Origin of the sequence: Ralstonia sp. RRA (genome assembly GCF_037023145.1) — a bacterium.
Taxonomy (GTDB): domain Bacteria; phylum Pseudomonadota; class Gammaproteobacteria; order Burkholderiales; family Burkholderiaceae; genus Ralstonia.
The window spans coordinates 497,376-520,479 of record NZ_CP146092.1 but is presented as its reverse complement, the minus strand read 5'-3'; the positions used below and the strand labels follow the sequence as shown (position 1 = coordinate 520,479).

At 63.3% G+C, this 23,104-nt stretch carries 16 protein-coding genes; 5 read left to right on the top strand and 11 right to left on the bottom strand.

Annotated elements, in window-relative coordinates; all coding sequences use genetic code 11:
* Positions 1–354 precede the first annotated feature (354 nt).
* Together V6657_RS20395 and V6657_RS20390 are read right to left on the bottom strand one after the other, a co-directional pair.
* Positions 355–3,036: a diguanylate cyclase gene (locus tag V6657_RS20395; RefSeq protein ID WP_048934750.1), complete on the bottom strand. Its 2,682-nt coding sequence runs from the start codon at positions 3,034–3,036 to the stop codon at positions 355–357.
* A gap of 110 nt (positions 3,037–3,146) precedes the next feature.
* On the bottom strand, positions 3,147–3,587 hold the full coding sequence (locus tag V6657_RS20390; RefSeq protein ID WP_048934937.1) for a surface-adhesin E family protein: 441 nt from the start codon (positions 3,585–3,587) through the stop codon (positions 3,147–3,149).
* 128 nt (positions 3,588–3,715) lie between these two features.
* Here V6657_RS20390 and V6657_RS20385 point away from each other — a divergent pair, with 128 nt between their 5' ends.
* A complete protein-coding gene (locus V6657_RS20385) occupies positions 3,716–4,516 on the top strand; it encodes a YhfC family glutamic-type intramembrane protease (protein WP_048934751.1) in 801 nt (266 codons plus the stop codon).
* 9 nt (positions 4,517–4,525) lie between these two features.
* On the opposite strand, the gene V6657_RS20380 is transcribed toward V6657_RS20385, so the two are convergent.
* The 7 genes from V6657_RS20380 to V6657_RS20350 all read right to left on the bottom strand — a co-directional run bounded on the left by V6657_RS20380 (position 4,526) and on the right by V6657_RS20350 (position 13,431).
* Positions 4,526–5,899 (bottom strand): sigma-54 dependent transcriptional regulator, encoded by a 1,374-nt coding sequence (locus tag V6657_RS20380; protein ID WP_048934752.1) that lies wholly within the window; start codon positions 5,897–5,899, stop codon positions 4,526–4,528.
* Positions 5,892–7,802 carry an ATP-binding protein gene (locus V6657_RS20375; protein WP_048934753.1) on the bottom strand — a complete coding sequence of 637 codons (1,911 nt, stop codon included), beginning with the start codon at positions 7,800–7,802 and terminating at the stop codon, positions 5,892–5,894. The genes V6657_RS20380 and V6657_RS20375 overlap by 8 nt, the downstream gene beginning before the upstream one ends.
* Positions 7,803–7,809: 7 nt before the next feature.
* The gene (locus V6657_RS20370) at positions 7,810–9,162 is read right to left on the bottom strand and encodes an MFS transporter (protein ID WP_048934754.1); all 1,353 of its coding nucleotides are present in this window, start codon (positions 9,160–9,162) and stop codon (positions 7,810–7,812) included.
* A gap of 245 nt (positions 9,163–9,407) precedes the next feature.
* The gene (gene galU, locus V6657_RS20365; RefSeq protein ID WP_082170243.1) at positions 9,408–10,355 is read right to left on the bottom strand and encodes a UTP--glucose-1-phosphate uridylyltransferase GalU; all 948 of its coding nucleotides are present in this window, start codon (positions 10,353–10,355) and stop codon (positions 9,408–9,410) included.
* A 246-nt stretch (positions 10,356–10,601) separates the two neighbouring features.
* Positions 10,602–11,438 carry a DNA-binding protein gene (locus V6657_RS20360; RefSeq protein WP_048934755.1) on the bottom strand — a complete coding sequence of 279 codons (837 nt, stop codon included), beginning with the start codon at positions 11,436–11,438 and terminating at the stop codon, positions 10,602–10,604.
* A gap of 314 nt (positions 11,439–11,752) precedes the next feature.
* A complete protein-coding gene (locus tag V6657_RS20355; RefSeq protein ID WP_048934756.1) occupies positions 11,753–12,766 on the bottom strand; it encodes a ParB/RepB/Spo0J family partition protein in 1,014 nt (337 codons plus the stop codon).
* Complete coding sequence (locus V6657_RS20350; RefSeq protein WP_048934757.1) at positions 12,763–13,431, bottom strand: ParA family protein; 669 nt, start codon at positions 13,429–13,431, stop codon at positions 12,763–12,765. Before V6657_RS20350 ends, V6657_RS20355 begins: the two co-directional genes overlap by 4 nt.
* A gap of 407 nt (positions 13,432–13,838) precedes the next feature.
* On the opposite strand from V6657_RS20350, the gene V6657_RS20345 reads away from it, so the two are divergent.
* Entirely contained in the window at positions 13,839–14,042 is a 204-nt protein-coding gene (locus tag V6657_RS20345) for a cold-shock protein (protein ID WP_021193171.1), read from the top strand.
* Between the two features lie 82 nt (positions 14,043–14,124).
* Here V6657_RS20345 and V6657_RS20340 read toward each other — a convergent pair whose 3' ends face one another.
* The gene (locus tag V6657_RS20340) at positions 14,125–15,198 is read right to left on the bottom strand and encodes a replication protein RepA (RefSeq protein ID WP_048934758.1); all 1,074 of its coding nucleotides are present in this window, start codon (positions 15,196–15,198) and stop codon (positions 14,125–14,127) included.
* Positions 15,199–16,681: 1,483 nt separating this feature from the next.
* Here V6657_RS20340 and V6657_RS20335 point away from each other — a divergent pair.
* Entirely contained in the window at positions 16,682–17,986 is a 1,305-nt protein-coding gene (locus tag V6657_RS20335; RefSeq protein WP_048934759.1) for an NCS2 family permease, read from the top strand.
* Positions 17,987–18,273: 287 nt separating this feature from the next.
* On the opposite strand, the gene V6657_RS20330 is transcribed toward V6657_RS20335, so the two are convergent.
* On the bottom strand, positions 18,274–19,545 hold the full coding sequence (locus tag V6657_RS20330; RefSeq protein WP_048934760.1) for an integrase: 1,272 nt from the start codon (positions 19,543–19,545) through the stop codon (positions 18,274–18,276).
* A gap of 211 nt (positions 19,546–19,756) precedes the next feature.
* Between V6657_RS20330 and V6657_RS20325 the strand changes: the two genes are divergently transcribed.
* Together V6657_RS20325 and V6657_RS20320 are read left to right on the top strand one after the other, a co-directional pair.
* Positions 19,757–20,542, top strand: a complete 786-nt coding sequence (locus tag V6657_RS20325; RefSeq protein ID WP_082170244.1) for a DUF4397 domain-containing protein — start codon at positions 19,757–19,759, stop codon at positions 20,540–20,542.
* 153 nt (positions 20,543–20,695) lie between these two features.
* Entirely contained in the window at positions 20,696–23,020 is a 2,325-nt protein-coding gene (locus V6657_RS20320; protein ID WP_048934940.1) for a PAS domain-containing protein, read from the top strand.
* Positions 23,021–23,104 lie beyond the last annotated feature (84 nt).

Sequence of the window (23,104 nt, the reverse complement as noted above, 5' to 3'; positions counted from 1 at the left end):
TGCCTGCCCGCGTTTCGCGCCATGCCGTCGGAAACGATTGGCATTGGCGAAACAGCGGAAGACCTACCGGGCAAGCGATGCCGGATCGGGCACGCGTGCATCGGGAGTGCGTCGGAGTGTGAAGCGAAGGCGCCATGGGTACAGCGCTCTTGTGCGACGCGCTGGGGTCACCGGCGCGCGCAGTCAGTCGCGGGACTTTACCGGAAAGCGCACGACCGTGCGATAGGGGATTGTCCGCCGCCCCGCCTGGGGGGCCGATGTTGTGATGCAGCATTGGTCGCACAACAGCGTCAGATCACCATTGAGCGTACCCATTTCTGCGTAATGTTCACACGACGCTGCGGCACCGCAAAATCAGCCAGCCGAAAGCTCGTCCGCGCTCACAAACAGGCCTTTGCCGCGCGACTTGGCTTCGTACAACGCCTCATCGGCGGCCTCGAAGACCACGCTCTGCGCCAGCGTCCGGCCGTCGAAACTCGCCAGGCCGATGCTGCTGCCAATCTGCACGGAGATGTCGCCCAGGCGAAACGGCTTGTTGCACGCAGCGAGGACATTGCGCGCGACGGTCTTGGCATCTTCCGGCTGCGGGAGCTGCTCCAGCACCACGGCAAACTCATCGCCGCCAAAGCGCGCCACGCCGTCGTATGGCCGCACGGCACGCGCCAGGCGCTGCGCGAAGGCACGCAGCAATGCATCGCCCACGGAATGGCCGTGCGTGTCGTTGACCGCCTTGAAGCCGTCCAGATCCAGCAGCAGCAGCGCGCCCACGGTGTTAGCCACACGCGCCTGATCCAGCGCGGCGAGCAAGCGCTCGTCAAAGCCGGCGCGATTGAGCAAGCCAGTCAGGTGATCGGTGGTGGTCAGCGCGCGCAAGCGCAGCTCCTGCTTCTTGCGCTCGGTGATGTCGAGCGTAACGGCGTGCACACCAGCCACATGCCCCTGCGCGTCAAATTGCGGCAGGTAGCTGACTTCTTCGCAGCGATACAGGTCGCGGCCGCGGTATTCGCGTTCAAAGACGATGGTCTCGCCGGCCAGCGCGCGCCGCAGGGCGTCACGCAGGATGCGGTAGCCATCCTCGCCCACCACCTCGCGCACGGTCTGCCCCAGCATGGTGGCGGCAGGCCGTCCGTAGGCCTTCTCGTAGGCGGCATTCAGGAAGCGGAAACGCTCATCCGTGTCGACAAAGGACACCAGCGCGGGCAGCGCATCCGTCACCGTCTGGAGTGTTTCGCGGCTGCGCTGCAGTTCTTCCTTGGCGGCCTTGTCCTGCGTGATGTCGCGCATGATGGACGAGAAGTGTTCCATCCTGCCGCCCGGATTGCGGTGCGCGATGATCATATGGTTGATGGGCACGACCTCACCGGTGACGCCGCGCACCGTGGTCTCACCAATCCACACGCCGTCGCGCGCTGCGGCCGGTACAGCCACCTCACGCAGCCAATCCATCGTCTCCGGTGGATAGAAATCGCCAACGGTCAGGGTGCGCACGTCGGCATCCAACGGGATACCGGCAAAGCGCCGGCCAGCCGGGTTGATGTAGGTGACGTTACCGAGCAAGTCGGTCTGCGCGACGAAGTCGGTGGTGGAATCGAGAATCTTGGTCAGCACGCGCGAGGCCTGCTCGGCGCGCGCGCGCTCGGTGATGTCTTCCATCGCACCGACATGGCCAACCACCTCGCCGTCCACACGCACGGGTGCGGTGTTGACCACAAGCAGACGCTCGCCAACGCCCGGCACGATCACGCGCAGCTCGGTGCGGTAGCCGGTACCGTGCGCGACGGCGTCGTGCCAGCCGGCCTCCCTGGCGTCCCGGTCGTGCGGATGCAGGCGAGCCAGCCACACGTCGGCCAGCGCCTCTTCATGCGTGGCGCCGAGCAGTTGGCGATACGCCTCATTGGCGTAGACCGTGCGGCCAACGGCATCGGTACGGAACAGGCCCATCGGCGAGGCGTCGTTCACGGCCTCCAGCTCGGCACGCTGGCGGGTCACCTCGCCCATCAGCTTGTGAAACGCGGTGGAAACCGCTTCGATTTCCACCGAGGCACTGGACAACTCCAGCGGCTGCGCGTCACGCAGGTCGGTGCGCGAGAGCTGCGTCATGGCGGCATGCAGGCGGCCCAGCGGGCGCAGCAGCCACAGCATCGCCGCCCACACCGACACGCCAATCAACGCTGCCAGCAACACGAGTGACCAGCGAAAGCGCTGGCGCATGAGGAAGAGCTGACGGTTGGCCTCGGCACCGGGCAATACGGCGCCCAGCGTCCAACCGGCGGCGATGATGTCCTGCGTGGTGACGACGTCGCCGCCGGGATCGGGCAGCGCAGCCGGATCGCTGCGGAACGCCGCCGCAATGGACGGATCGGCATCAAGCGGTGCGAGCGTCTTGTCGGCATCGGGGTGCACGATGTAGACGGGGTGCTCCCCGCGCGCGATCAGGTAGACGTGGCCAGTCTGGCCGACGCGCATGTCGCGCAGGTCGCCCAGAAAATTCGGCTTGAGCAGGTACAGCGACGCGCCGATCAGCCCGACGAGGCGGCCATCCTGATCGTGCACGGGTGCGGCCAGGATGACGATGGGCTCACCGCCCACACGGTTGCGCAACGGTGCGGAAATGGTCGGCTGGTCGACCACCATGACCTGCTTGAAGTAATCCCGATCGGTAATGTCGATGCCGATCACGCCTTCGCGGTATGGCGAAGTTGCGGTGACCTTGCCGTCAGCCGATGCCAGGAACACGCCGTCGAACAGGCCGCTGGTGGGCAGGATGGACTCGAAGAAACGGGTACGCTGCTCCGGCGTTTCAAACTGCACCGTGTGCATCTGCTGTGCGGTGCGCTCCAGCACGCCCAGGTAGGTGTCGAGCCGCTGTTTGAGGTCTTCGGCAGATTCCCGCACCAGCGCGGTCTGCTGCGCCTTGATCTGTGCCATCACCTCGCGGCGGATCGGCTCGCGCTGCGACCAGCCGAACAGGCTCACCGCCGTCACGCTGATGACGGTCGCCATGATCGCCGCCTGCGACTTCAAGGTGAGTTTCATCGGACAGGAGCAGTAGCCGGCCAACAGTGATAGGGAGCGCTCACCATAGTGCTATGCCCGCAGGCTGCTGTCGAGTTGCCAGCAGGCCAGCGGCGCACGCACGCAACGGTCTAGCGACGCGCGCAGACGTAGGCGGCTGAGCGCGCCGCCAGCGTGCCCGGCCGGATGCGCATCCAGTGCGCGCCGGCAGCGTTGCCGGTGTCGAGCGTGGCACCGCCAGGGTCACGCACCACGTAGTCGACCAGGCGGATGCGCTGGCGACGGCAGTCGATCTCCTGGCGCGAGAGGATCACCGTACCCGGCCGATAGCGCGAGCCGTGCGCACGGCGTTCACCGCGCTTGAGCACGGTGCGGGCCAGAAAGGTCTTGTGGCCAATGTGGTTCGAGCGCAGCGAAGTGCGATCGATCGAGGCCGCCACTGACGTCGTCGCCAGGTATTCGTGCCAGCGCGCCGCCCGAGCAGGCGCCGCCATGCCGATGGCACCGATACCCACGCCACACACCCAGATCCACCGCCACATCATGCGTTTCACGACCGTCTGCCCTGCCAGGAAGCGCGGCACCTGCTGCCGCCTGCATACATTGTAACAATCGCCCTGCCAGGGACACGCAAAGCCGCCCACCGGCGCCGCCACGCCCCTCAGGTAGCATGCCGGCAACCTGATCTGCGTCATCCGCCATGCCAACCGTTCCACTGACCACCCTTGCCGCCCATGCCGTTGCTGCCCTGCTGATCGCCTGTGTGCCGATTGGCGCGTGGCTCTGGCTGCGCCGGCGCTTTGACCTGGCGTGGCGCGACATCTTCGTGGGTGCAGCGGTGTTTGCCGTATTTGCGCTGGTGCTGGAGCGCCTGCTGCATGTCTATCTGCTGCAGCTCAATCCCGTGACGGCGCAATGGCTGCGCACACCCGCGCTGTTCGTCATCTACGGCGCGCTGATGGCGGGGCTGTTCGAAGAGGTCGGCCGCTGGCTGGGTCTGCGCTTTCTCACGCGCAAGCCCGGTGATGCAGCCACTCCCGTCGCCTACGCGCTCGGACACGCTGGCATCGAAGCGTGGCTGGTCGGCACGGCATCTCAAGCGCAGATGGTCATGTTCGGCATCGCCGCCAACCGGGGGGATCTGGACACGCGCCTGGCGGCCAGTGGCGCTGAATCCATGATCGGCACGATGCACGCCATGCTGACACAGCTCTCGCCGTGGCTGGCTGCGGGTGCTGCGGTGGAACGCATCGCGGCGATGCTGATCCAGTTCACCCTGACGCTGGTGGTGTGGTACGCGGTGCGGCAGCGGCGTTTTGCGATTGTGGTGCTGGCGATCCTGCTGCACGCGCTGGCCGACCTGCCCGCCGCGCTGTACCAAGTGCACGTGCTGCCGCTGGCGGTGACGGAGGCTGTCTACGCCGTTGTGGCCGTGCTGCTGGCTGCAACGTGCTGGCCGCCGCAGGGCGGCAGGAAGGTTGGCGAGTCGTCGCTGCGTTAGGTCACAGCGCTAGTTGGATCGGAAGCGATCCGGCTCGATGCCGTGCCGATTGAGCTTGTCGTACAGCGTCTTGCGCGGCACGGCCAGCAGATCGGCCGCGCGGGCGACGTTGCCTTCGGTGGCACGCAGCGCCTCTTCAATGGTGGTGCGCTCCACCGCCATCATGCGGCCGGCCAGTGAGTGCTGGCTCGCCTCCGTTGCGACCAAGCCATCGTCCAGACCCAGGCAGAAGCGCTCGGCCACGTTCTTCAGTTCGCGCACGTTGCCGGGCCAGTCGTGGTGTTGCCAGCGCATCATGTCCTGCGCCGACCAATCGGGCGCGGCGCGGTCGTAGCGCACCCCGGCCTGCTGCAGAAAGTGGGCCATCAGCAGCGGGATGTCCTCGGCGCGCTGACGCAGCGGCGGCAATGCAATCGACACGACGTTCAGGCGGTAGTACAAGTCCACGCGGAACTCGCCGCGGTCGGACGCCGCCTTCAAATCCATCTTGGCCGCCGCCACCACACGGCAATCGACCGGTACGCTGGTGTTGCTGCCCAGCCGCTCGATGCTGCGCTCCTGCAGCGCGCGCAGCAGCTTGGCCTGCAATGCCAGCGGCATCGATTCGATCTCGTCCAGAAACAGCGTGCCGCCGTTGGCGTATTCCATCTTGCCGATGCGGCGGCGGTTGGCGCCGGTGAACGCACCCGACTCATGACCGAACATCTCGCTCTCGAACACGGACTCGGGCAGCGCCGCGCAATTCAGCGCGACGAACGGACCGCGCCGCCGGCTGCCTTCGTGAATGGCGCGAGCGAGCACTTCCTTACCCGAGCCGGTCTCACCGGTGACGAGGATGTCGGCGTCGGTCGGTGCCAACGCGGTGACAAGCCGGCGCACGTTCTGCATGGCCGGGCTCTGGCCGATCAACGGGTACGCCTGACGGCCCTGCAGCGCCGCCTGTAACGCTTCATGCAGGCGCAGGTTTTCGGAAGTGAGCCTGCGCTTTTCCAGCGCGCGCCGTACCACATCGACCAACCGCTCGGAGTGAAACGGCTTCTCCATGAAGTCGTACGCGCCGGCACGCATGGCGGCCACGGCCATCGTCACATCGCCATGACCGGTGATGAGGATGACGGGCAACTGGCGATCGTGCTGCAGCATCTCGCGCAGCACGGCCAGGCCGTCGCGGCCGGGCAGGCGCACATCGGTCACGACCACGGCGGGCGTTTGCGTGGCGAGCGCAGCCAGCGCGCTTTCCGCGTCGGCAAAAGACTGCACCGGCACATCCGCCAGCGTGAGCGCTTGCTCGCAGCCCAGGCGCACCACGTCGTCGTCTTCGATCAGGAAGACAGGTGCGTGATCGATGGGGGAAGACAGATCAGGAGAGACGTTTTCAGGCATGCGGTTTTACGACACGTTCCAGCTCGATGACGAATTCTGCGCCGCCAGCGCCGTCGTCGGCATTCTGGCCCACGAGCCGCCCGCCGAAATCTTCGATGATGGCCAGTGAGATTGCCAACCCGAGCCCAAGGCCCAGGCCGTCGTCCTTGGTGGTGAAAAAGGGCTCGAACAGGCGCGGCAGTACGTCGGAGGGGATGCCCGGGCCGACGTCGCGCACGGTGATGCGTACCCAATTCTCGATGGGCTCAACGCGCACATGCACGGCGGCGGATTCCGGTTGTGCGGTCTCGGCCATCGCATCAATGGCGTTGCGGATGAGGTTGACGAGCACCTGCTCCAGGCGCACGGCGTTGGCCCAGACAGCGAGGTCGGCCGGCACGAGTGGCGCCGTCACCGTCACACCCACCTGGCGGCGGCGCGTTTCCACCAGCATCAGCGCCTGGCGGATGGCCTCGTCCACCGACACCGCCGCACGCGCCGCATCACCCTTGCGCGAGAACGCCTTGATGTGCGAAACGATGCGGCCCATGCGCTCGGCAAGCTGGCTGATGTGCGTGAGGTTGCCGCGTACCTCGTCGATGCGGCCACGCTCGGCGAGCTGGTTGGCGTTATCGGACAGCGTGGTCAGCGCGGTGAGCGGTTGATTGAGTTCGTGCGTGATGCCGGCGGCCATCTGGCCCAGCACCGCGAGCTTGCCCGCCTGCACGGCGGCATCGCGCGTCTCGCGCAGGATGCGTTGCGCGGCGTCGAGCGCCTCGACCTTGCCGGCGAGCGCGGTGTTGGCGGAGGTCAGCTCAGCCGTGCGCTGGGCAATGCGCGCTTCCAGGTCGCGTTGGACTTCGCGCAGGGCAGCGCGTGCGCGGCGTTGCTCTTCGCGTCGGCGGGTGCGCAGGCGCAGCGCGACGAACACGGAGAAGACCAATCCCATCGCAAACGCAGCACTGGCACCGGCCACCAGGGCGGTACGCTGCTCATCGCGCGGGTCAATCAGCACAGCGACCTGCCAGCCAAGCAGACCCACGGGCCGGTACTGCACGCGCAGTGTCGACACCGATTTTCCGGGCAGTGCAACGCGTACAGCCTGGGGTGGCTGGTCCGCAGAAAAGGGTACGCCCCCGTCTTGCGTATCGAGTGGCGTGAGGGTATGCGGCGCGTATTGGCGCGTCGCGTCGAGGGCGGTTTGCTGTTCGGGACTTAGCGCGCCAAGTGTGCGGTACTTCCACTCAGGCACGGACGACAGAAAGATCACGCCGTGGCGATCCACCAGCAGCACCGTATCGCCGCTGCGAGAAAGCGATGCCTCGAAGGCATCCAGGTTGACCTTCACGACCACCACGCCGATCGGCTTGGCGTCTTCGCGTACGGGGGCAGCCACAAAATAGCCGGTCTCGCCGGTGGTGTTGCCTACACCGTAGAAGCGGCCCAGGCCCTCGCGCATGGCCTCGGCAAAGTACGGGCGAAACGCGTAGTTCTGGCCGACGAAGGACGTCGGCAGATCCCAATTGCTGGCCGCAATCGTGAGGCCCGTCGTATTGATCAGGTGAGCGGCGGCCAGATCGGTGGCCGCCTGGACTTCTTTCAGATAGGCATTGGCGGCACGACGCATGGTGGCGTCTCCCGCCTGCGCGCCTTGCAGCAGCGCAACGTGCAGCACATGTTCCAGCGCAGCCAGGCGCGGCAGCGATTCATAACGCGCCAGCGTGCTGCGCAGGTTCTGCGCGTAAAAGGTGGTGCGCTGACCGGCTTCTTCAGCGCGCGTGGCAACGTAGCGTTGCAGGGCGATGGCGTAGGCGGCCCACCCCGCCGCCGCGCAGCACGCGGCCATAGCCAGTGCAACGGCCAGCCGCCAGCCGCGCCCGCGTGCGGGGTGGGCAAGGTCGGCGTGGCCGTCGGGTGGGGTCATGAATGCATCAATGTTCGATTCGCGAGTGCTTGCGAGTATCGCGCATGAACACGTACACCATCAGCGAAATGAAGATCGTGCCCGTCACATACCAGTAGAACAGCGACTCGTGACCGGCCTGCTTGAGCCACAGCGCGATGTACTCGGCCGTGCCGCCAAAGATCGACACCGTGAGTGCATACGGCAGGCCCACGCCCAGCGCGCGCACTTCCGCCGGGAACAGCTCGGCCTTCACCACCGCGTTGATCGACGTGTAACCCGAGACAATCACCAGCGCGGCCATGATCAGGAAGAAGGCCGTCCACACGCTGGTCGTCTGGCTGATGCCGGTCATGATGGGCACCGTGAACAGCGTACCCAGCACGCCGAACGCGATGAGGATCGGACGACGGCCAATGCGGTCAGACAATCCGCCCACGATCGGCTGCAGAATCGCAAACAGCAGCAGCGTGGCACCGGACACCAGCGTGGCCTGATCCTTCGACAGGCCGACCGTGTTGGCCAGGAACTTCTGCATGTAGATCGAGTACGTGTAGAACGCGACCGTACCGCCCAGCGTCAGGCCCACGACGGTAGCCACCGCACGCGGATGCTTGGCGAGTTCGGCCAGCGTGCCGCGCTTCTTGTTGTCCTTCGCAGCGGTGAACGACTGCGTCTCTTCCATGTGCGAGCGCATGCGCATCGCAATCAGCGCACACAGCGCACCGATGAAGAACGGAATGCGCCAGCCCCACGCCTCCAGCTGCTCATGCGTCAGCACGAACTGCTGCAGCACGATCAGCAACGCCAGCGCCACCAGTTGCCCGGCGATGAGCGTGACGTATTGGAAGCTGGAGAAGAAACCGCGGTTTTCCTTGTTGGCGACTTCGCTCAGGTAGGTGGCGGACGTACCGTACTCCCCGCCCACCGACAGGCCCTGCAGCAAGCGCGCCAGCACGAGCAGCACCGGTGCGGCAACGCCGATGGTCGCGTAGCTCGGCGTGAGCGCAATGATGAGCGAGCCCATGCACATCAGCACCACCGAGAAGAACAGCGCGCGCTTGCGGCCATAGCGATCGGCATAGATGCCCATCAGCCAGCCGCCCACCGGGCGGGCGAGGAAGCCGACGGCGAACACCGCGGCGGTATTCAGCAACTGCGCTGTCTGGTCACCCTTGGGGAAGAACGACTTGGCAAAGTACAGCGCAAACGCGGAGTACACATACCAGTCGTACCACTCGACCAGATTGCCGACCGAGCCGGAGAAAATCGAACGCAGACGGCGACGCACATCTGCGGGGGTGTCTTTGGTGGGGGCTTGGGTGGGCGTGTGCGTGGGCACATGCGCGCCCGTGACCGCGCCAGCCTGGGGCTGCGTCATGGTGTCTCCTTGGAGCGTTGCGGCGGTGCTGTCGAAGCCCGCCGGTTAGTAGGTGATCGCTCTTACTCAAGAAGCATTCCATGCGGAACGCGGGTACGGCGATCCGCCGCAAACGCCTTTGGGGCAAGGCTTTGCGGGAGATCGCCGGATCAACAAGGACAAAGAAAGTGTGCGGTTTTCCAGAATCGGCCGCGCAGACTGTGCGAAAACCCGCACGGTCGGCCAGAGGCAATCGTCATGGAACGTCAGGCGGCCACGCCCAGCGGGATAGTGTCGCGCACCAGCGGGTCCGCTTCGTCCACCGTTTCCTGCGCAGGTAGCAGATCCATGCGCGCGGCCAGGTACGCCGCAAAGTCAGCACGCACTTCCGGATGGCGCAGCGCAAACTCCACCGTGGCCTGCAGGTAGCCGAACTTGCTGCCGCAGTCGAAGCGCTGGCCGCGATAGCGATACGCCAGGACCTGCTCTTCAGCGAGCAGGCTCTGGATGGCATCGGTCAACTGCAACTCGCCGCCAGCCCCGGGCTTCACGCTACGCAGATGATCGAAGATGCGCGGCGTAAGGATGTAGCGCCCGACGACGCCCAGGTTGGACGGCGCTTTCTCGGGGGCGGGCTTTTCGACAATGCCGTCGAGCCTGACCAGGCGGTCATCCCATTCACGGCCCGCCACCACGCCGTATGAACGTGTCGCCTGCGGCGCAATCGTCTCAACGCCGACGATCGAGCAGCGGTAATGGTCGTACAGCTCAGTCATCTGCTGCATGACGGGCGGCTGGTGGTCCAGCAAGTCGTCCGCCAGGATCACGGCAAAGGGTTCGTCGCGTACCAATTTCTGCGCACACAACACTGCGTGGCCCAGACCCAGCGTTTCGGGCTGGCGCACATAGAAGCACTCGACGCCGGGTGGCTTGATCGACTGCACCATCTCCAGCAGCGCATGCTTGTTCTTCACCGCCAACTCCGATTCCAGCTCGTATGCCTTATCGAAGTGGTCTTCAATCGCGCGTTTGGCGCGGCCGGTGATGAAGATCATCTCCGTAATACCCGCGGCTGCCGCCTCTTCCACCGCATATTGAATCAGCGGTTTATCGACAATCGGCAACATCTCTTTCGGGCTGGCCTTGGTGGCGGGCAGAAAGCGCGTACCGAGCCCCGCCACGGGAAACACGGCCTTGGTGATCTTCTCGTTCATGACAACTCCATCGGTGAGACGTAGCGTCATGAGCAAGTCATATGCCTGCGGCTCGGCCCTTTGGCGGAGCGGGACGGTCAGTTCACGAGCGCATTCGAGCGCGCTCCGGCGAGCCCTTCCTACAATCGATTGCAAGTCTGCCGAGCCAACTTTCAGCGCCGAAAGTTGAAAAGCGTACCCAATTCTGCGAGACCGCTCACTGCCGTTTGCGGCGCGGCGGACCAGTAAGTACACGCCAACAGCGCATCAGGAAGATGGCTTGACCCAGCCGCGCGAGACTGGTGCGGCGCGTTCGGGCGCGCGGCGATAGGCGTCGATCTGGGTGCGCAGTTGCGTCACCTCTGCTTCCAGCGTGCGGATGCGCTGGCGCAGCTGGTCAGCTTCGTTTTGCGTCTGTTGGCGCACCGCGTCGTTCTGCAGGCGCAGGAAGCGCTCGGTGCCGGCCAGCGCGCTGGCGGCGCCTTCCAGGCGCGTGACGGTCTCGAAGGTCTGTTCCAGGCGCTCCAGCGTCTCGTCCGTCAGCTTGGGCGGGGTGGCTGGCGCCGTCGCCAGCGCCTCGCCAAGGCGCCGCTCCAGATCCGCCATTGCCGCCTGCAGTTGTCGATTGCGCGCGGCTTCGTGCTCCAGCGCACGTTCGGCAACTTCGGCGCGGATGCGCGCCTCCATCCACTCGGCGCCAGCGCCCGGCGCACCGATCGCACGTGATGCCACCCGATCACGCTCTTGGCGGGCGGAGTGGCCGGTTGGTGCCGGAGGCGTACCCGTTTCTGCGTGCGTCCATGGGATCGGCCACGGCGATACCGCATCAGCAGCAAGGCCTGCAGATGCGTCACCGCGGCCTCGCGCACGATCCACCGCCTTCTGCAGCGTTGTATTGCTTGGTCGGCGTTGTACGCCAGCCTCCGCTAGCCACTGAGCATATCGACGTGCGCCATATACGCGACGTGTCACAACGTGGATCGCCTCAATCACTTCATCGAGGAATACCGCGTTGTCGTGCGGGAAGGCGACATCCAGACGCTGGACCGCATCAACGATTCGCAATTGCTGTTCGGGCGAGAAATGGAGACCGGGTCTGGCCATGATTGACGGTTCTGATGTCTATATAGTGTACATGAAGGGTTAAAAACATCAATAATAGCCATTAACAGATCATTATTTATATAACGTTTTTATATAGTTGTAGCGGCGTTTTCACGCAAAGAACTGTCGAAGGAGCCTTCGGAATGCGTTTGCAGAAGCGCTTTCAGCGATGCAGTGCGCCTTGCTGAACCATTGCGCACGCGGGCTTCGGGTGCGCAGAAATGGGTACGCCCTCCCCTCTTGGGGATCAGCGTGCTGGCGAATGGGCAAAAAAAGCGCCCCAAGGGGCGCTTCTGATGATCTGCGGCGGGTAGTTACAGCAGAGCGATATCCAAGCCGAAGCGACTTTTCAGCGCTTCCACCAAGGACTCGCGGGAAGCCCGATCTTCCAGCTTCACATCCAACATGACGCGGCCGGAATCCCATTCCTTGATTGTGCCGAGAAGATCACCTTCGCTGCTGCGAATCTTGTACTGGCGACTGACTTCCTTGACCTTCCGGGTACGCCCTTCCTGGGCCACTTTTCGGATCTGTTCAACATCGCGGCTGGACAAGCCTTCTTCCAAGACCCGATGTACCAATTCGCGCGTGCGCTCCTCTCCGGCGCTCTTGAAGTACAACGTCAACTCATAGCCGGTCGCAATCCCGATCCCCGCGGGGCGTTCCTTCATGACGTCGAGCACGGTTTCCGGCAGCTTCAGCAGGGCCAGGGTCTTGTTGACCGTACCGGCTGACACACCAGTAATCTCACAAATATCTTCTTCTTTTTTAACTTTTCCTTCGTCCAACAACTGTCGCCAGGCGATGGCATTGTCGAGGACCGACTGCCCTGAACGCTGCTCGTTCAGCACAAACGACAATCGGTAAAAATCGATATCCGACAGGCCGTCCTCAATGAAGCAGTCCATCTCGGCCTTGCCCGCGGCGGCCAGTGCCCGCTTGCGGTAGTGGCCATCGATCAGAACATACCAGCCAGGCCTAGCAGGATCGGGGGCCGCCAAGCCAGGCGTCTGCTGGCCGTGCGTGGCAATCGAAGCTGCCCGCTCCTGCACGATCTGTGGATCGTAGATGCGCCGAGCGTTGAGTGGGTTCTCCTGCAAGCGCTCCAGCGGAACCTTGATGACGCGACGCTCAGACGTGTTTGCAGATACGGGTGTGGGACTTTCAGCGCTGAAAGCTGGTGCCGCCGGCTGCCCAAGCAAGCCCCGCGGATGCGAGGTGATGGCCTGTTCCGCCAGTGCAAACCGGTCCACCGGAGTCGCTTTGGTTTTCTCTGCCGCAATACCGGCCAGCATCCCATCCTTGAGCGATTTCAACTTCGCGCTCATACGCGTTCCTCCTGCAACAGCTGCAATACCTCGTCGACCATGATGTCGACCTCATTGACCGCTTCTCTCGCACCCTGCACGCCGTGCACCGTGGCACCGATCGCCTGGCACTCTCGGAAGGCAGAGCGAGAACCGATCATGGAATCCATCAATGGGATATCACCATCATCACCAAGAATTTCAATTGCTTGCTTCGCGAGCGACACGCGTCGCTGAACCATATTGGCCAGCACACGAATCCGTAGCGTTTCGTTGGTCACCTGAGCTTGCTGCGCGAGGGCCTTTGCCGCGACGGCGGCCCAGAGATCCGGCGGCGAAGGTACAACTGGGATCAAGGCGATGTCGGAAATTAACAACGCACTGGATGAGGAAGGGGAATGCACTGCCGGCGGACAATCGACCACGATGTAGTCGTAGTCACCCACAAACTTGCGAACTTCCCGATGCATCGCACCACCCGACGGCGCAAGACCGATCACCGAAGCGGGGAACGGCTTTTCGTCTGGCGCCTGCGCGGCCCACCGGGTAGCCGTGCCTTGCTCATCCATATCGACCAGCAGCGTCTTATTGCCCCGCAGGCCAAGGGTTCCAGCGATGTGCATGCTGACCGTTGTTTTGCCGCACCCGCCCTTCTGATTGAATACCGTTACGATTTTGGCGCTCACTGGTCCTCCACTTTCAGCGCTGAAAGTCAGTAGCGCTCATCTTAGGGAAGAGATCGCGAAAACACAAGATCAATAAAATTCAATTTATACAAATGGTTAAGTAAGAGCAGCCAAACGCAAGCGGAGTTCAACTCACTTAAATTGAGATGTAAATGCCGTCTTCAGTGCATAACGTCCTGCGTTTGCCGCGGTACTTGCGTACTTCGTAGGTGTTTACCAGTGCGTGCGGAAAAGCGACATTGCAAAGAAATGCCGGCCATCGACACTGTGCCCCAAACTGGTTATGATGCTTAGACAGTCGTCTGAAGACTTTGTCGACGCAGGATTCGGAATCAGCCGGACTCTTCGTGCGATGTCCGGATCGGCTGGATGACTTGTATTTTTTGTTTTTTTAAAGGAATTTTTGCATGGCCTCGGGTACTGTCAAATGGTTTAACGAAACCAAAGGCTTCGGCTTCATCACTCCGGACGGCGGCGGCGCAGATCTGTTCGCGCACTTCTCCGAAATTCAGGGTTCGGGCTTCAAGACCCTGAAGGACGGCCAGAAGGTCTCGTTTGAGGTGAAGCAAGGCCCGAAGGGTCTGCAAGCCTCGGCGATCAAGCCGGAATAAGCGTATCAGGCTGATTGCCTGGTATGAAAAAGGGGAGCCTCGGCTCCCCTTTCTTTTTGCCCGCGACAACTATCTTGTCGCTTCAGGCCAGCTTTCGCACGCTGGTACGTGACGGCTGCAGGATCAGCGCCTTCGACGAATCCGCATCCACCTTGGCATCCGGGTACACCACCAGCACGTCCTTCAAGGCCTTGCGGAACAGCGCACGGAATTTCCGCTCGCTTTCGGTCTCGGTACCAAACTGCATCTGCAGGGCTTCCCACGGGATCTCTGTACGCTTCTGGATGGTGAAGAAGCGATAGGTGAGCCACGAATATACGTCGAGCGCAAACGGCGACTGTTTGAGCGCTTTCAACGCTCGCATGTCGACGGGCACCGGGCGATTCACGAGCTCGTTGAAGAACGGTTCGGACAACACCACGAAGCTCTCGAACATCGAGCCCTGCCCGGGCTGCATTGGGTCCCACCAGGTCGACAGTTGATCTGCCAGCAGGTAGCCGATACGGTCGATCGACAGTGGTTCCTGGTTCTGATTCTGGCTGGGCGCCGACTTGTTCTGCACGATGGCAATCGTCGCTGAGAACAGGCGGATCATCTGCTGGCGCACCAGCGTCATGGTGCCCCGCTTCCCGCCCGTGGCCATCGGAATACCCAGGTTGTACATGAACTCCGACAGCGAGTTGCCGAGCGAGATGCGCCGGTCTTCCACCGTGCCCTGGAATTCACCACGCTTTTTCTTGGCCATGATCTCTTTGCCGATCCAGGCCAGCATCAGCCGTGGATACGAGCCATAGGGATAGCCAAACGAGACCGTCTCGGAGACGATGCGCTGCCGTCCATTGGTAGCCCGTTCCGAGCGTTGCTGCGTGAAGTACCCGGGCTGGATCATCAGCGAGATATTCCCGCTCGAGCGCGTCCAAACCGGCGGGGAGCCCTTGGGAGCCCGGTAGGGGAGCGTGACTTGAACGCTAGCACGGCTGAGGAAGCCAACTTCGCCGCTTTGCCAGGCGTCTTCGCGTTCCATTGCCTGCGCTTCATCGAACAGGCGCTGGAATTTCTCCGGTGCGGCAATGACTTGCCCTCCCGAGGGGACGATGATGCGGCTGGGCGAATTGTCGTCCGGCTTCCCGTTGGGTGTAAGGCGTTTGGTGACCATGGTGCGCGAGATTTGTTCAGAGCCTTTGTACTAAAACGCCTTCGGGTTGTCACGCAGAATTGGGTACGTTCTCTGATTTTCACTCGTTGTTGCGGGAAGGGCATCGGTGGGCAACCTGAAGGGTTGTCCACGGAAGACCTTTCCTCACTACAAGTTATCTATACCTTCTACGTTTACTACAGGTAAACCGTATACGCGTCCCGCAAAGCCTTGCCAGCATTGGGTTTAGGGGTCCATTTTGTACCCGATTCTGCGAAGGTGCGAACCTGATTCTGCGTGGTGGCGTACCCGCTTCTGCGCGAAACCGTACCCGCTTCTGCGCAAAGCCCGTCCCCATTTCTGCGGGGACAACATGAGGTTGTCCACAGTGTTATCCACAGAAAACGGCCGGCGGCGACCGAAATTCATGGCGTTTCTTCGGATGCGTACCCGTTTCTGCGGGTGAAATGACCACGTTTTCGATCAAAACCGCTTGCGCTGGCCCAAAGCGTACCCGTTTCTGCGGCCCAATCGACAAACTGTCTCCATGTGGGCGTACCTAATTCTGCGTGCCGTTGCGCAATGCGTTTTCAGGCAGCCTTGTTTTAACTGAGTCTATGTAGAAGCAAGTACCTACTCTTCAGCATCACGCTCAAATCTATGCGTACCTGTTTCTGCGAAGGGCTGATCGGCGGCTGCATGGATGCCAAGTCCCCGGGAACTGTCGTCGGTAACGGGTGACACAACTTTCATCGCTGAAACCTCAAGGCGTGCAGTCTGTATGCCAGCCTCCCGAGCAGGTGCTTGCCTGAGCGGCCGTACCTGTTTCTGCGAGTAAAAACCCTTATCCGCCAACGGCTTGCCTTGCGCGTCTGCATGGCAAGCGAACCTGTTTCTGCGAACAAGCACGCAGAAACAGGTTCGCTTCTCCATCATCAGAATCGATGCCTGCTCGCAGAAATGGGTACGCCCGTTCTCCCGGGGTTACGCAGAAACGGGTTCGCTCTGCTGGCATCGGAACCCGCTCAACCCCGCAGAAACGGGTACGCCGCACCTTCCGGACTTCCGCAGAAACGGGTACGCCTGGCCATCATCGCGATCTTGACGAGACGAGGTGTTCACCTTTGTGCGACCCGTACCCGTTTCTGCGAGGGTGTGCGCAGAAACGGGTACGCAAATTGTCCACCAGGCTTCATGGCATCAGCGTTTCGCAGAAATGGGTACGGTCTGTGCACTGCGGCGGACTGCATTCGGGCCGATGCACAGGCGCGTGCGGACCGACCATGTTTCGGGCATGATGCGCATCCCGCGCCGGGCAGCTAGCACTGCTCTGGCGCGTTTTCCATCATTCCATCCGAATGCACTGTATTTCGATCGGCACGCTTTGGTGTGCCGGAATCTTGTTCAGAGTAGCCTCGCCCCGTGGCGGGCGTGCATCGGGGGGACACGGCTCTACCCTGGGCTGGCCAGCGATGACACTTCACAACAAGAGGAGACAACCCGCATGACTTGGCTCGCGCGCACCTTCAAGCTCGAGGAACACCAGACCGATGTCCGCACGGAATTGCTTGCCGGCCTGACGACGTTCCTCACGATGGCGTACATCATCTTCGTCAACCCGAACATCCTGGCTGACGCGGGCATGCCGCACGATGCCGTGTTCGTTGCCACGTGTATTGCTGCGGCGATCGGCACGATCATCATGGGGATGTACGCCAACTACCCGATCGCGATGGCGCCGGGCATGGGGCTGAACGCGTACTTTGCGTACGCCGTGGTCAAGGGCATGGGCTTTGCGTGGCAGGCGGCGCTCGGTGCGGTGTTCATCTCGGGCTGCCTGTTCTTGCTGGTGAGCTTGTTTGGCATCCGCAAGATGATCGTCAGCGGGATTCCGCATTCGATCCGCGTGGCGATCACGGCGGGTATCGGGCTGTTCCTGGGCATTGTGTCGCTGCGTGGCGCGGGGCTGATCGTCGGTCATCCGGCGACGCTGGTGACGCTGGGCGATGTGCATCAGCCCTCGGTCATCCTGGCGGTGATCGGCTTCTTCCTGATCGTGGCGCTGGATCACCTGCGCGTGAAGGGGGCCATCCTGATCGGCATCCTGGCCGTGACGGTGGCCAGCTTCTTCTTTGCCGGCAACACGTTCCACGGCGTGGTGTCGATGCCGCCGTCGCTGGCGCCGACGTTCCTGCAGCTCGACATCATGGGCGCGCTGTCGGTGGGCATCCTGAACGTGGTGCTGGTGTTCTTCCTGGTGGAGCTGTTTGACGCGACCGGTACGCTGATGGGCGTGGCCAACCGCGCAGGCCTGCTCAAGGAGGGCAAGATGGACCGCCTGAACAAGGCGCTGCTGGCCGACAGCACCGCCATCATGGCCGGTTCACTGCTGGGCACGTCGTCCACCACCGCGTATATCGAGAGTGCATCGGGCGTGCAGGCCGGCGGCCGCACGGGCCTGACCGCGCTGACGGTGGCCGTGCTCTTCCTGTTGTGCCTGTTCTTCTCGCCGCTGGCTGGTGTGGTGCCGGCCTATGCGACGGCGCCCGCATTGCTGTACGTGTCGTGCCTGATGTTGCGCGAGCTGGTCGACCTGAACTGGGAAGATACGACCGAAGCCGTGCCGGCGGTGCTGACCGCACTCATGATGCCGTTCACCTACTCGATCGCCAACGGCGTCGCGTTTGGCTTCATCACGTACTCGGGTCTGAAGCTGTTCACGGGCCGCATGCGCGAGGTGCCGATCATCGTGTGGATCATCTCGGCAGTGTTTCTGTTCCGGTTCTTCTATCTCTCGGGCGGACACTGAACACGCTGTGCTGCCGACCGGCAATCAGACAACGCGGACCTTCGGGTCCGCGTTTTTTATGCCCGTGTGCCAAAAGCGTACCCATTTCTGCGTGCAACTTTGAGCGCTGGCGTACCCGTTTCTGCGTAACGATGTCGGCGATTACGCAGCAGAGCGTACCCAATTCTGCGGACGATGTGAGCGACAACTGTTGCGAAAATCGCGCCAACAATCGGTCTCAACGATTCGAGTGGACACGGTAAACGCACGCAGTGCGTACCCGTTTCTGCGTGATATGTGGAGGAATGTCAGGCCGACGGTGTGGCCAGTTTGCGTGCCGCCTCGGCAATGCTGGCGGTCAGATTGGCTTCACGTGCTCGTGCGGCGGCAGTGGGCAGCGCTGCCAGGCCGAGAGCATGGGCCACGTCGGCCGCCGCCTCACCAGAGGCAAGCCGCTCGCGTAGGTGTGCGCCACGAACACCGCGCAGCGAGGCATGCGCCAGGCGTGCCGCCGCATCGCTCTGGCCGAGGGTGCGTGCGTAGTCCGCAGCTTCGACCAGCATGGCTTTCACGATCTGTAGCAGTTGCGAGCGTGAGGCAATGCCCTTGCGCTCGCCGAAATCGCGGCGCAAGGCGGGGGAATCGATGATGCTGCCGTCGGCACGGCGCGGGGAGCGTTTACGGATCGAGAGCAGCAGCGGCGTGGCTTCGTCGGGCAACGGCAGCGGCGACAGACCGAACGCGGTGCGGTACTCGCGCAGCGCGACCATCAACGCATCGCACGGTAGCCACCGCTGTGTACGTCCGCTGCCGACCGCCAGCAACCAGACGGATGCCGGCAGCGCGTCATCGGTTGACGCTTGCGCCGTGGAGACGGCATGCAGCGCGACATCGCCCATGCGCGCGCTCACGAGTTCCGACACACGCAGGCCCGCATGTGCGAGCAGCTCGGCGAGGAAGCGATCGCGTGCCTGGCGCAGGCGGGCTTCACGGCCCAACGCCACGCGTGCGCGCACCGCATCCACCAGCAGTGTCGTGTCGGCGGCGCTCAGCGAGGCTTCGGACTCGACGGCCGACTGCGGTACCGATGGTGCGGCGGATGTCGTGCTCGGCTCCGGTACGGTGATGACGATCGCGTTGTCATCGAGAAACGGGTTCGTGCGCAGATAGCCGGTGCGTTGCAGCCAGCCGCACAGGTTGGCGGTGATCACACTGCTCTGGCGAGTGGAGCGTGCCGAGAGCGCGCCGCGCAGTGGTGTCCAGTTGGCATCGTCACGTTCGATGCCACGCGCGCTGATGGCCCAGGCAGGTGGTTCTTGCAAAAAGCGCAGATAGGCGACGGCGTCGTCGCGCAGCCAATTGACGATCGGCTTGCCAAACGTGCGCGCATACCAGCACACGCGCTCCGCTTCCACACGGTACTGCGACAGCGTTGACGCCCCCACCGCGCGCGCGCCCGTTGCCCGTGCGTCAAGCCACGCCTGCACACGTTTGCGATCTTGCGCGAACGCTTGCAGATCCGCCTGGGAGGCGGCTTTCTCGGGAGGAGGCGCGGCGTCTGCCGGGCGCGGTTCGGACATGCTGGAACGCGTCGTGCACGAGGGTGAGGTGGATCGCGCAAGTATAGCGAGCCGCGTAGGGACACAGCGGCAAGCGCGTCACTGGAGTGCGGATTCAACCGGCGCAGGCACGCACCGTGCTCGGTATGGGAGCGTCGCATTGGACAACTACACACGCGGGTGCGCGGCAAGGTGATCACCCGCTTCGAACCATTCTCCTCTGAGGTTGAAGATGAAGAAGAACCAGATCAGGAAGATTGCCGCCGTGCTTGCATTGGGCTCACTGGGCGTGCTGGCGGCGTGCGGTGGTGGCGATGACGATATCGGCCAGATCATTGGCACCAGCGCGCCGCAGTACCGCACGGTGCATGCCAATCCGTTCATCCAGAACGTCGACTTTGGCGTGAACGGCACCGTCAAGATTGCCAACGTTGGCTTCAAGAGCGTCAGCAGCTATTTCGGGATCGATTCGGTGCCGACCGTTGCGACCGTGGCGAGCGCCGGTACCTCGGCGCCGCTGGCTACGGCGAGTCTTTCCCCAGCCAACGGACATCGCTATACCGCACTGGCAATCGTCGCGGCCACTGGCACCGCGACCAGCCTGTCCATCATCGATGATCCGTACAACAAGTCGATTCTCTCAGACAAGGCACGCGTGCGTACCTTCAACGCGTCATACAACGCGAACAACGTTGACGTGTATGTGACCGCGCCAAATGCTGATATCACCACCCTTTCGCCCACCATGAGCGGCGCGGCATATGGGGCCGCATCGCCGGTCAGCACGCAGGACTCGATCTATCTGGATGGCGGTACGTACCAGGTGAGCGTGACGACGGCAGGTACAAAGAACGTCATCTTTGCTTCGCAACCATTCAGCCTGGCCAACAACGCCGACTGGCTGATCACCACACTGCCTGCCGGCGGTGTGGGCGCGGTCACGCCGAACGCCATTCGGGTGCTGGTGGCACAGGCCAACGGCGCTTCGCAGACAGCCTCCGAACTGCCGTCGAAGTAAGCGCGTTCACGTGCACCGGCCCGGGAACAAAAACTGCTAGTTAAGGAGATGAAGTTCACGTGCCGGCACATGTCCGGCTGGCCAGGGGATGGGATGAGCGAACCAGCAGGCAACCTGTCGGCTACACCGCACGGCACGCAGCCCGCGGCGCCCATGCCTGTCGGCGGTCGATATCTCGATGTGTTCTGGGCGGATGATCCGGCGACGGGAACACGACTGCACGTGAGCGCCGCCGCCCAGAGCTGGGGCGTGCAGCCCGACACCCTCTGTGGCGCCCGCGAGCACTGGCTGGCGTACGTCCATCCGGATGATCACGCTGCGCTGCGCACCGCCTGGAGTGGTTTGGCACATGGGCATGGCTTCACGCTTGAGTATCGCTGGATCGGTGCTGATCAACTTGAGCGCCGTGTGCGCGAGCGTGGCTACCTGATGCCGCGTACCCACGGCGTACCGGCCCACGCCGTGGGTCTGCTCGAAGACGTGACGCAGCGTCAGCAGGCGCTGGCCGCGCTTGCTGAATCCGAATTCCAGTTGCAATGGCTGACCGAGAGTGTGCCGTTTCCGCTGGTGCAGATCGACACTGCGCATTGCGTACGGTTTGCCAACCGTGCGTACGCGCAGCGCTTTGGGCTGCCGGTGGACGACGTGCTGGGGCGCCATCTGCGTGAACTGATGGGGGACGTGGCCTACTCGCGTGTGCTCACCCACTTGGCCGAAGGTTTTGCCGGCCGCCGTGTTGATTTCGAGATGGAGCTGGAGTACCCGCGCGACATCGGGCGCCGCTTCGTGCATGCCGCTTACACGCCGCAATACGGGCCGGATGGCAGCGTGCTGGCGCTTGTGTGCGTGGTGGATGACATCACCGAGCGCAAGGAAGTCGAGCGTGAGCGCTTTCGCCACGAGCGCGAGTTCGTCACGCTGGTCGAGAACGCCCCCGACGTGATTGCGCGGCTCGATCGTGAGCTGCGTTGTGTCTACGTAAACCGCGCCGTGACCGACGCCTTTGGCGTGACACCCGCCGACGTGATTGGTCAGATGCTGGTGGAATCGCCATTGCCGGCGAGTGTGACCGGTCCGCTGGACAAGGCAACGCGGCAGGCATTTGAGACCGGCACCGAGCAGACCTTGACGCTGCACCTGGACGCCAACACCGAGCGCAAACGCATTGCGTACTACAACGCGCGCGTGATTCCAGAGGCCGATCGCTTTGGCGAGATGGAGGCGGCGCTGCTGATCGTCTATGACGTGACCGAGCGTACGGAGGCCGAGCGCGAACGCAATGCGTTGCTGCTGCGTGAGCAGGCTGCACGTGCCCAGGCAGAAGCCGCTGCGCTGGCGCGCGATCAGTTTCTGGCGGTGGTGTCGCACGAGCTGCGCTCGCCGCTCAACGGCATTCAGAACTGGGCCTACGTGCTTGAAAACCAGATCTCAGGTGGCGCGCCATTGATGCAACGCGCGCTGGCCGGCATCAAGGCCGGTGTGGAGCAGCAGGTACGGTTGATCGAAGACCTGCTGGACGCCACGCGTGTGATGAGCGGCAAGCTGCGCCTGACGCGGGAACCCTTCACGCTGCGTACCGCTCTGGAGAGCGCGCTCAATAGCGTGCGCGCATTGGCTGCCGACCGTCGCATCACCCTGCATACCTCCTCCGCGCTGGAGGCGCACGAGATTGATGGCGATGCGGATCGCATCCAGCAGATCGTCTGGAACCTGCTGACCAACGCCATCAAGTTCACCCCGGAGGGCGGCGACGTTTGGCTGTCGACCGACCTAGTGGGCGAGGTGGCGCGCATCGTGGTGCGCGACAACGGCCGTGGTATCGCGCCGGCCTTTGTGCCGTATCTGTTCGATCCGTTTCGTCAGGCAGACGACTCGCACACGCGGCACACCGGCGGCCTGGGGCTCGGGTTGGCACTCGTCAAGCGGTTGACCGAGCTGCATGGCGGCCGCCTGCATGCGCACAGCGACGGCGAACATCGCGGTGCGACCTTCACCGTCTACCTGCCGTTGCACGCCGGCGCAGAGATGACTGCACCGCTTGCGGAAGACCCTGCGCAAGGCGGGCCGCTGCCCTCACTGGCCGGTTTGCGCGTGTTGCTCATCGATGACCAGCAGGATGCACGCGATGCGCTGGCGACGTTGCTGGCGCAGGTTGGGGCCGATGTGGGCAGCGTCGGTTCCGGCCAGGAAGCCATCCACCAACTCGACGCCTGGGGGCCGTTGGCGCGCCCGCAGGTCATGGTGTGCGACATCGCGCTGCCGGACGAAGACGGCTACGTGATCCTGCAGAAGGTCCGCTGGTGGGAACGCCAGCGTGTGTCCGCCGGCGCCACACCGATTGCGGCGATTGCCCTGACCGCATTCGCGCAGCCGGACGACCGCGTGCGTGCGCTGGCGAGTGGTTTTCACGAGCATCTGGTCAAACCGGTATCACCGCACGATCTGGTACGCGCGTTGCGCACGCTGGCGCGGCTGTAGGCGACGGGCGCGTCGGCGCAACGCAAGCGTTACACGGCAGATGTAACCCTTACGCGACCAGCGCATCGGTTGCTCCGGCAGTAT

What these genes read in the sequence shown, in the direction of transcription:
- V6657_RS20395 (WP_048934750.1), bottom strand. Translation starts at nt 3,036, where the DNA reads ATGAAACTCACCTTGAAGTCGCAGGCGGCGATCATGGCGACCGTCATC.
- V6657_RS20385 (WP_048934751.1), top strand. Translation starts at nt 3,716, where the DNA reads ATGCCAACCGTTCCACTGACCACCCTTGCCGCCCATGCCGTTGCTGCC.
- V6657_RS20380 (WP_048934752.1), bottom strand. Translation starts at nt 5,899, where the DNA reads ATGCCTGAAAACGTCTCTCCTGATCTGTCTTCCCCCATCGATCACGCA.
- V6657_RS20375 (WP_048934753.1), bottom strand. Translation starts at nt 7,802, where the DNA reads ATGACCCCACCCGACGGCCACGCCGACCTTGCCCACCCCGCACGCGGG.
- V6657_RS20370 (WP_048934754.1), bottom strand. Translation starts at nt 9,162, where the DNA reads ATGACGCAGCCCCAGGCTGGCGCGGTCACGGGCGCGCATGTGCCCACG.
- galU (WP_082170243.1), bottom strand. Translation starts at nt 10,355, where the DNA reads ATGAACGAGAAGATCACCAAGGCCGTGTTTCCCGTGGCGGGGCTCGGT.
- V6657_RS20360 (WP_048934755.1), bottom strand. Translation starts at nt 11,438, where the DNA reads ATGGCCAGACCCGGTCTCCATTTCTCGCCCGAACAGCAATTGCGAATC.
- V6657_RS20355 (WP_048934756.1), bottom strand. Translation starts at nt 12,766, where the DNA reads ATGAGCGCGAAGTTGAAATCGCTCAAGGATGGGATGCTGGCCGGTATT.
- V6657_RS20345 (WP_021193171.1), top strand. Translation starts at nt 13,839, where the DNA reads ATGGCCTCGGGTACTGTCAAATGGTTTAACGAAACCAAAGGCTTCGGC.
- V6657_RS20340 (WP_048934758.1), bottom strand. Translation starts at nt 15,198, where the DNA reads ATGGTCACCAAACGCCTTACACCCAACGGGAAGCCGGACGACAATTCG.
- V6657_RS20335 (WP_048934759.1), top strand. Translation starts at nt 16,682, where the DNA reads ATGACTTGGCTCGCGCGCACCTTCAAGCTCGAGGAACACCAGACCGAT.
- V6657_RS20330 (WP_048934760.1), bottom strand. Translation starts at nt 19,545, where the DNA reads ATGTCCGAACCGCGCCCGGCAGACGCCGCGCCTCCTCCCGAGAAAGCC.
- V6657_RS20325 (WP_082170244.1), top strand. Translation starts at nt 19,757, where the DNA reads ATGAAGAAGAACCAGATCAGGAAGATTGCCGCCGTGCTTGCATTGGGC.
- V6657_RS20320 (WP_048934940.1), top strand. Translation starts at nt 20,696, where the DNA reads ATGCCTGTCGGCGGTCGATATCTCGATGTGTTCTGGGCGGATGATCCG.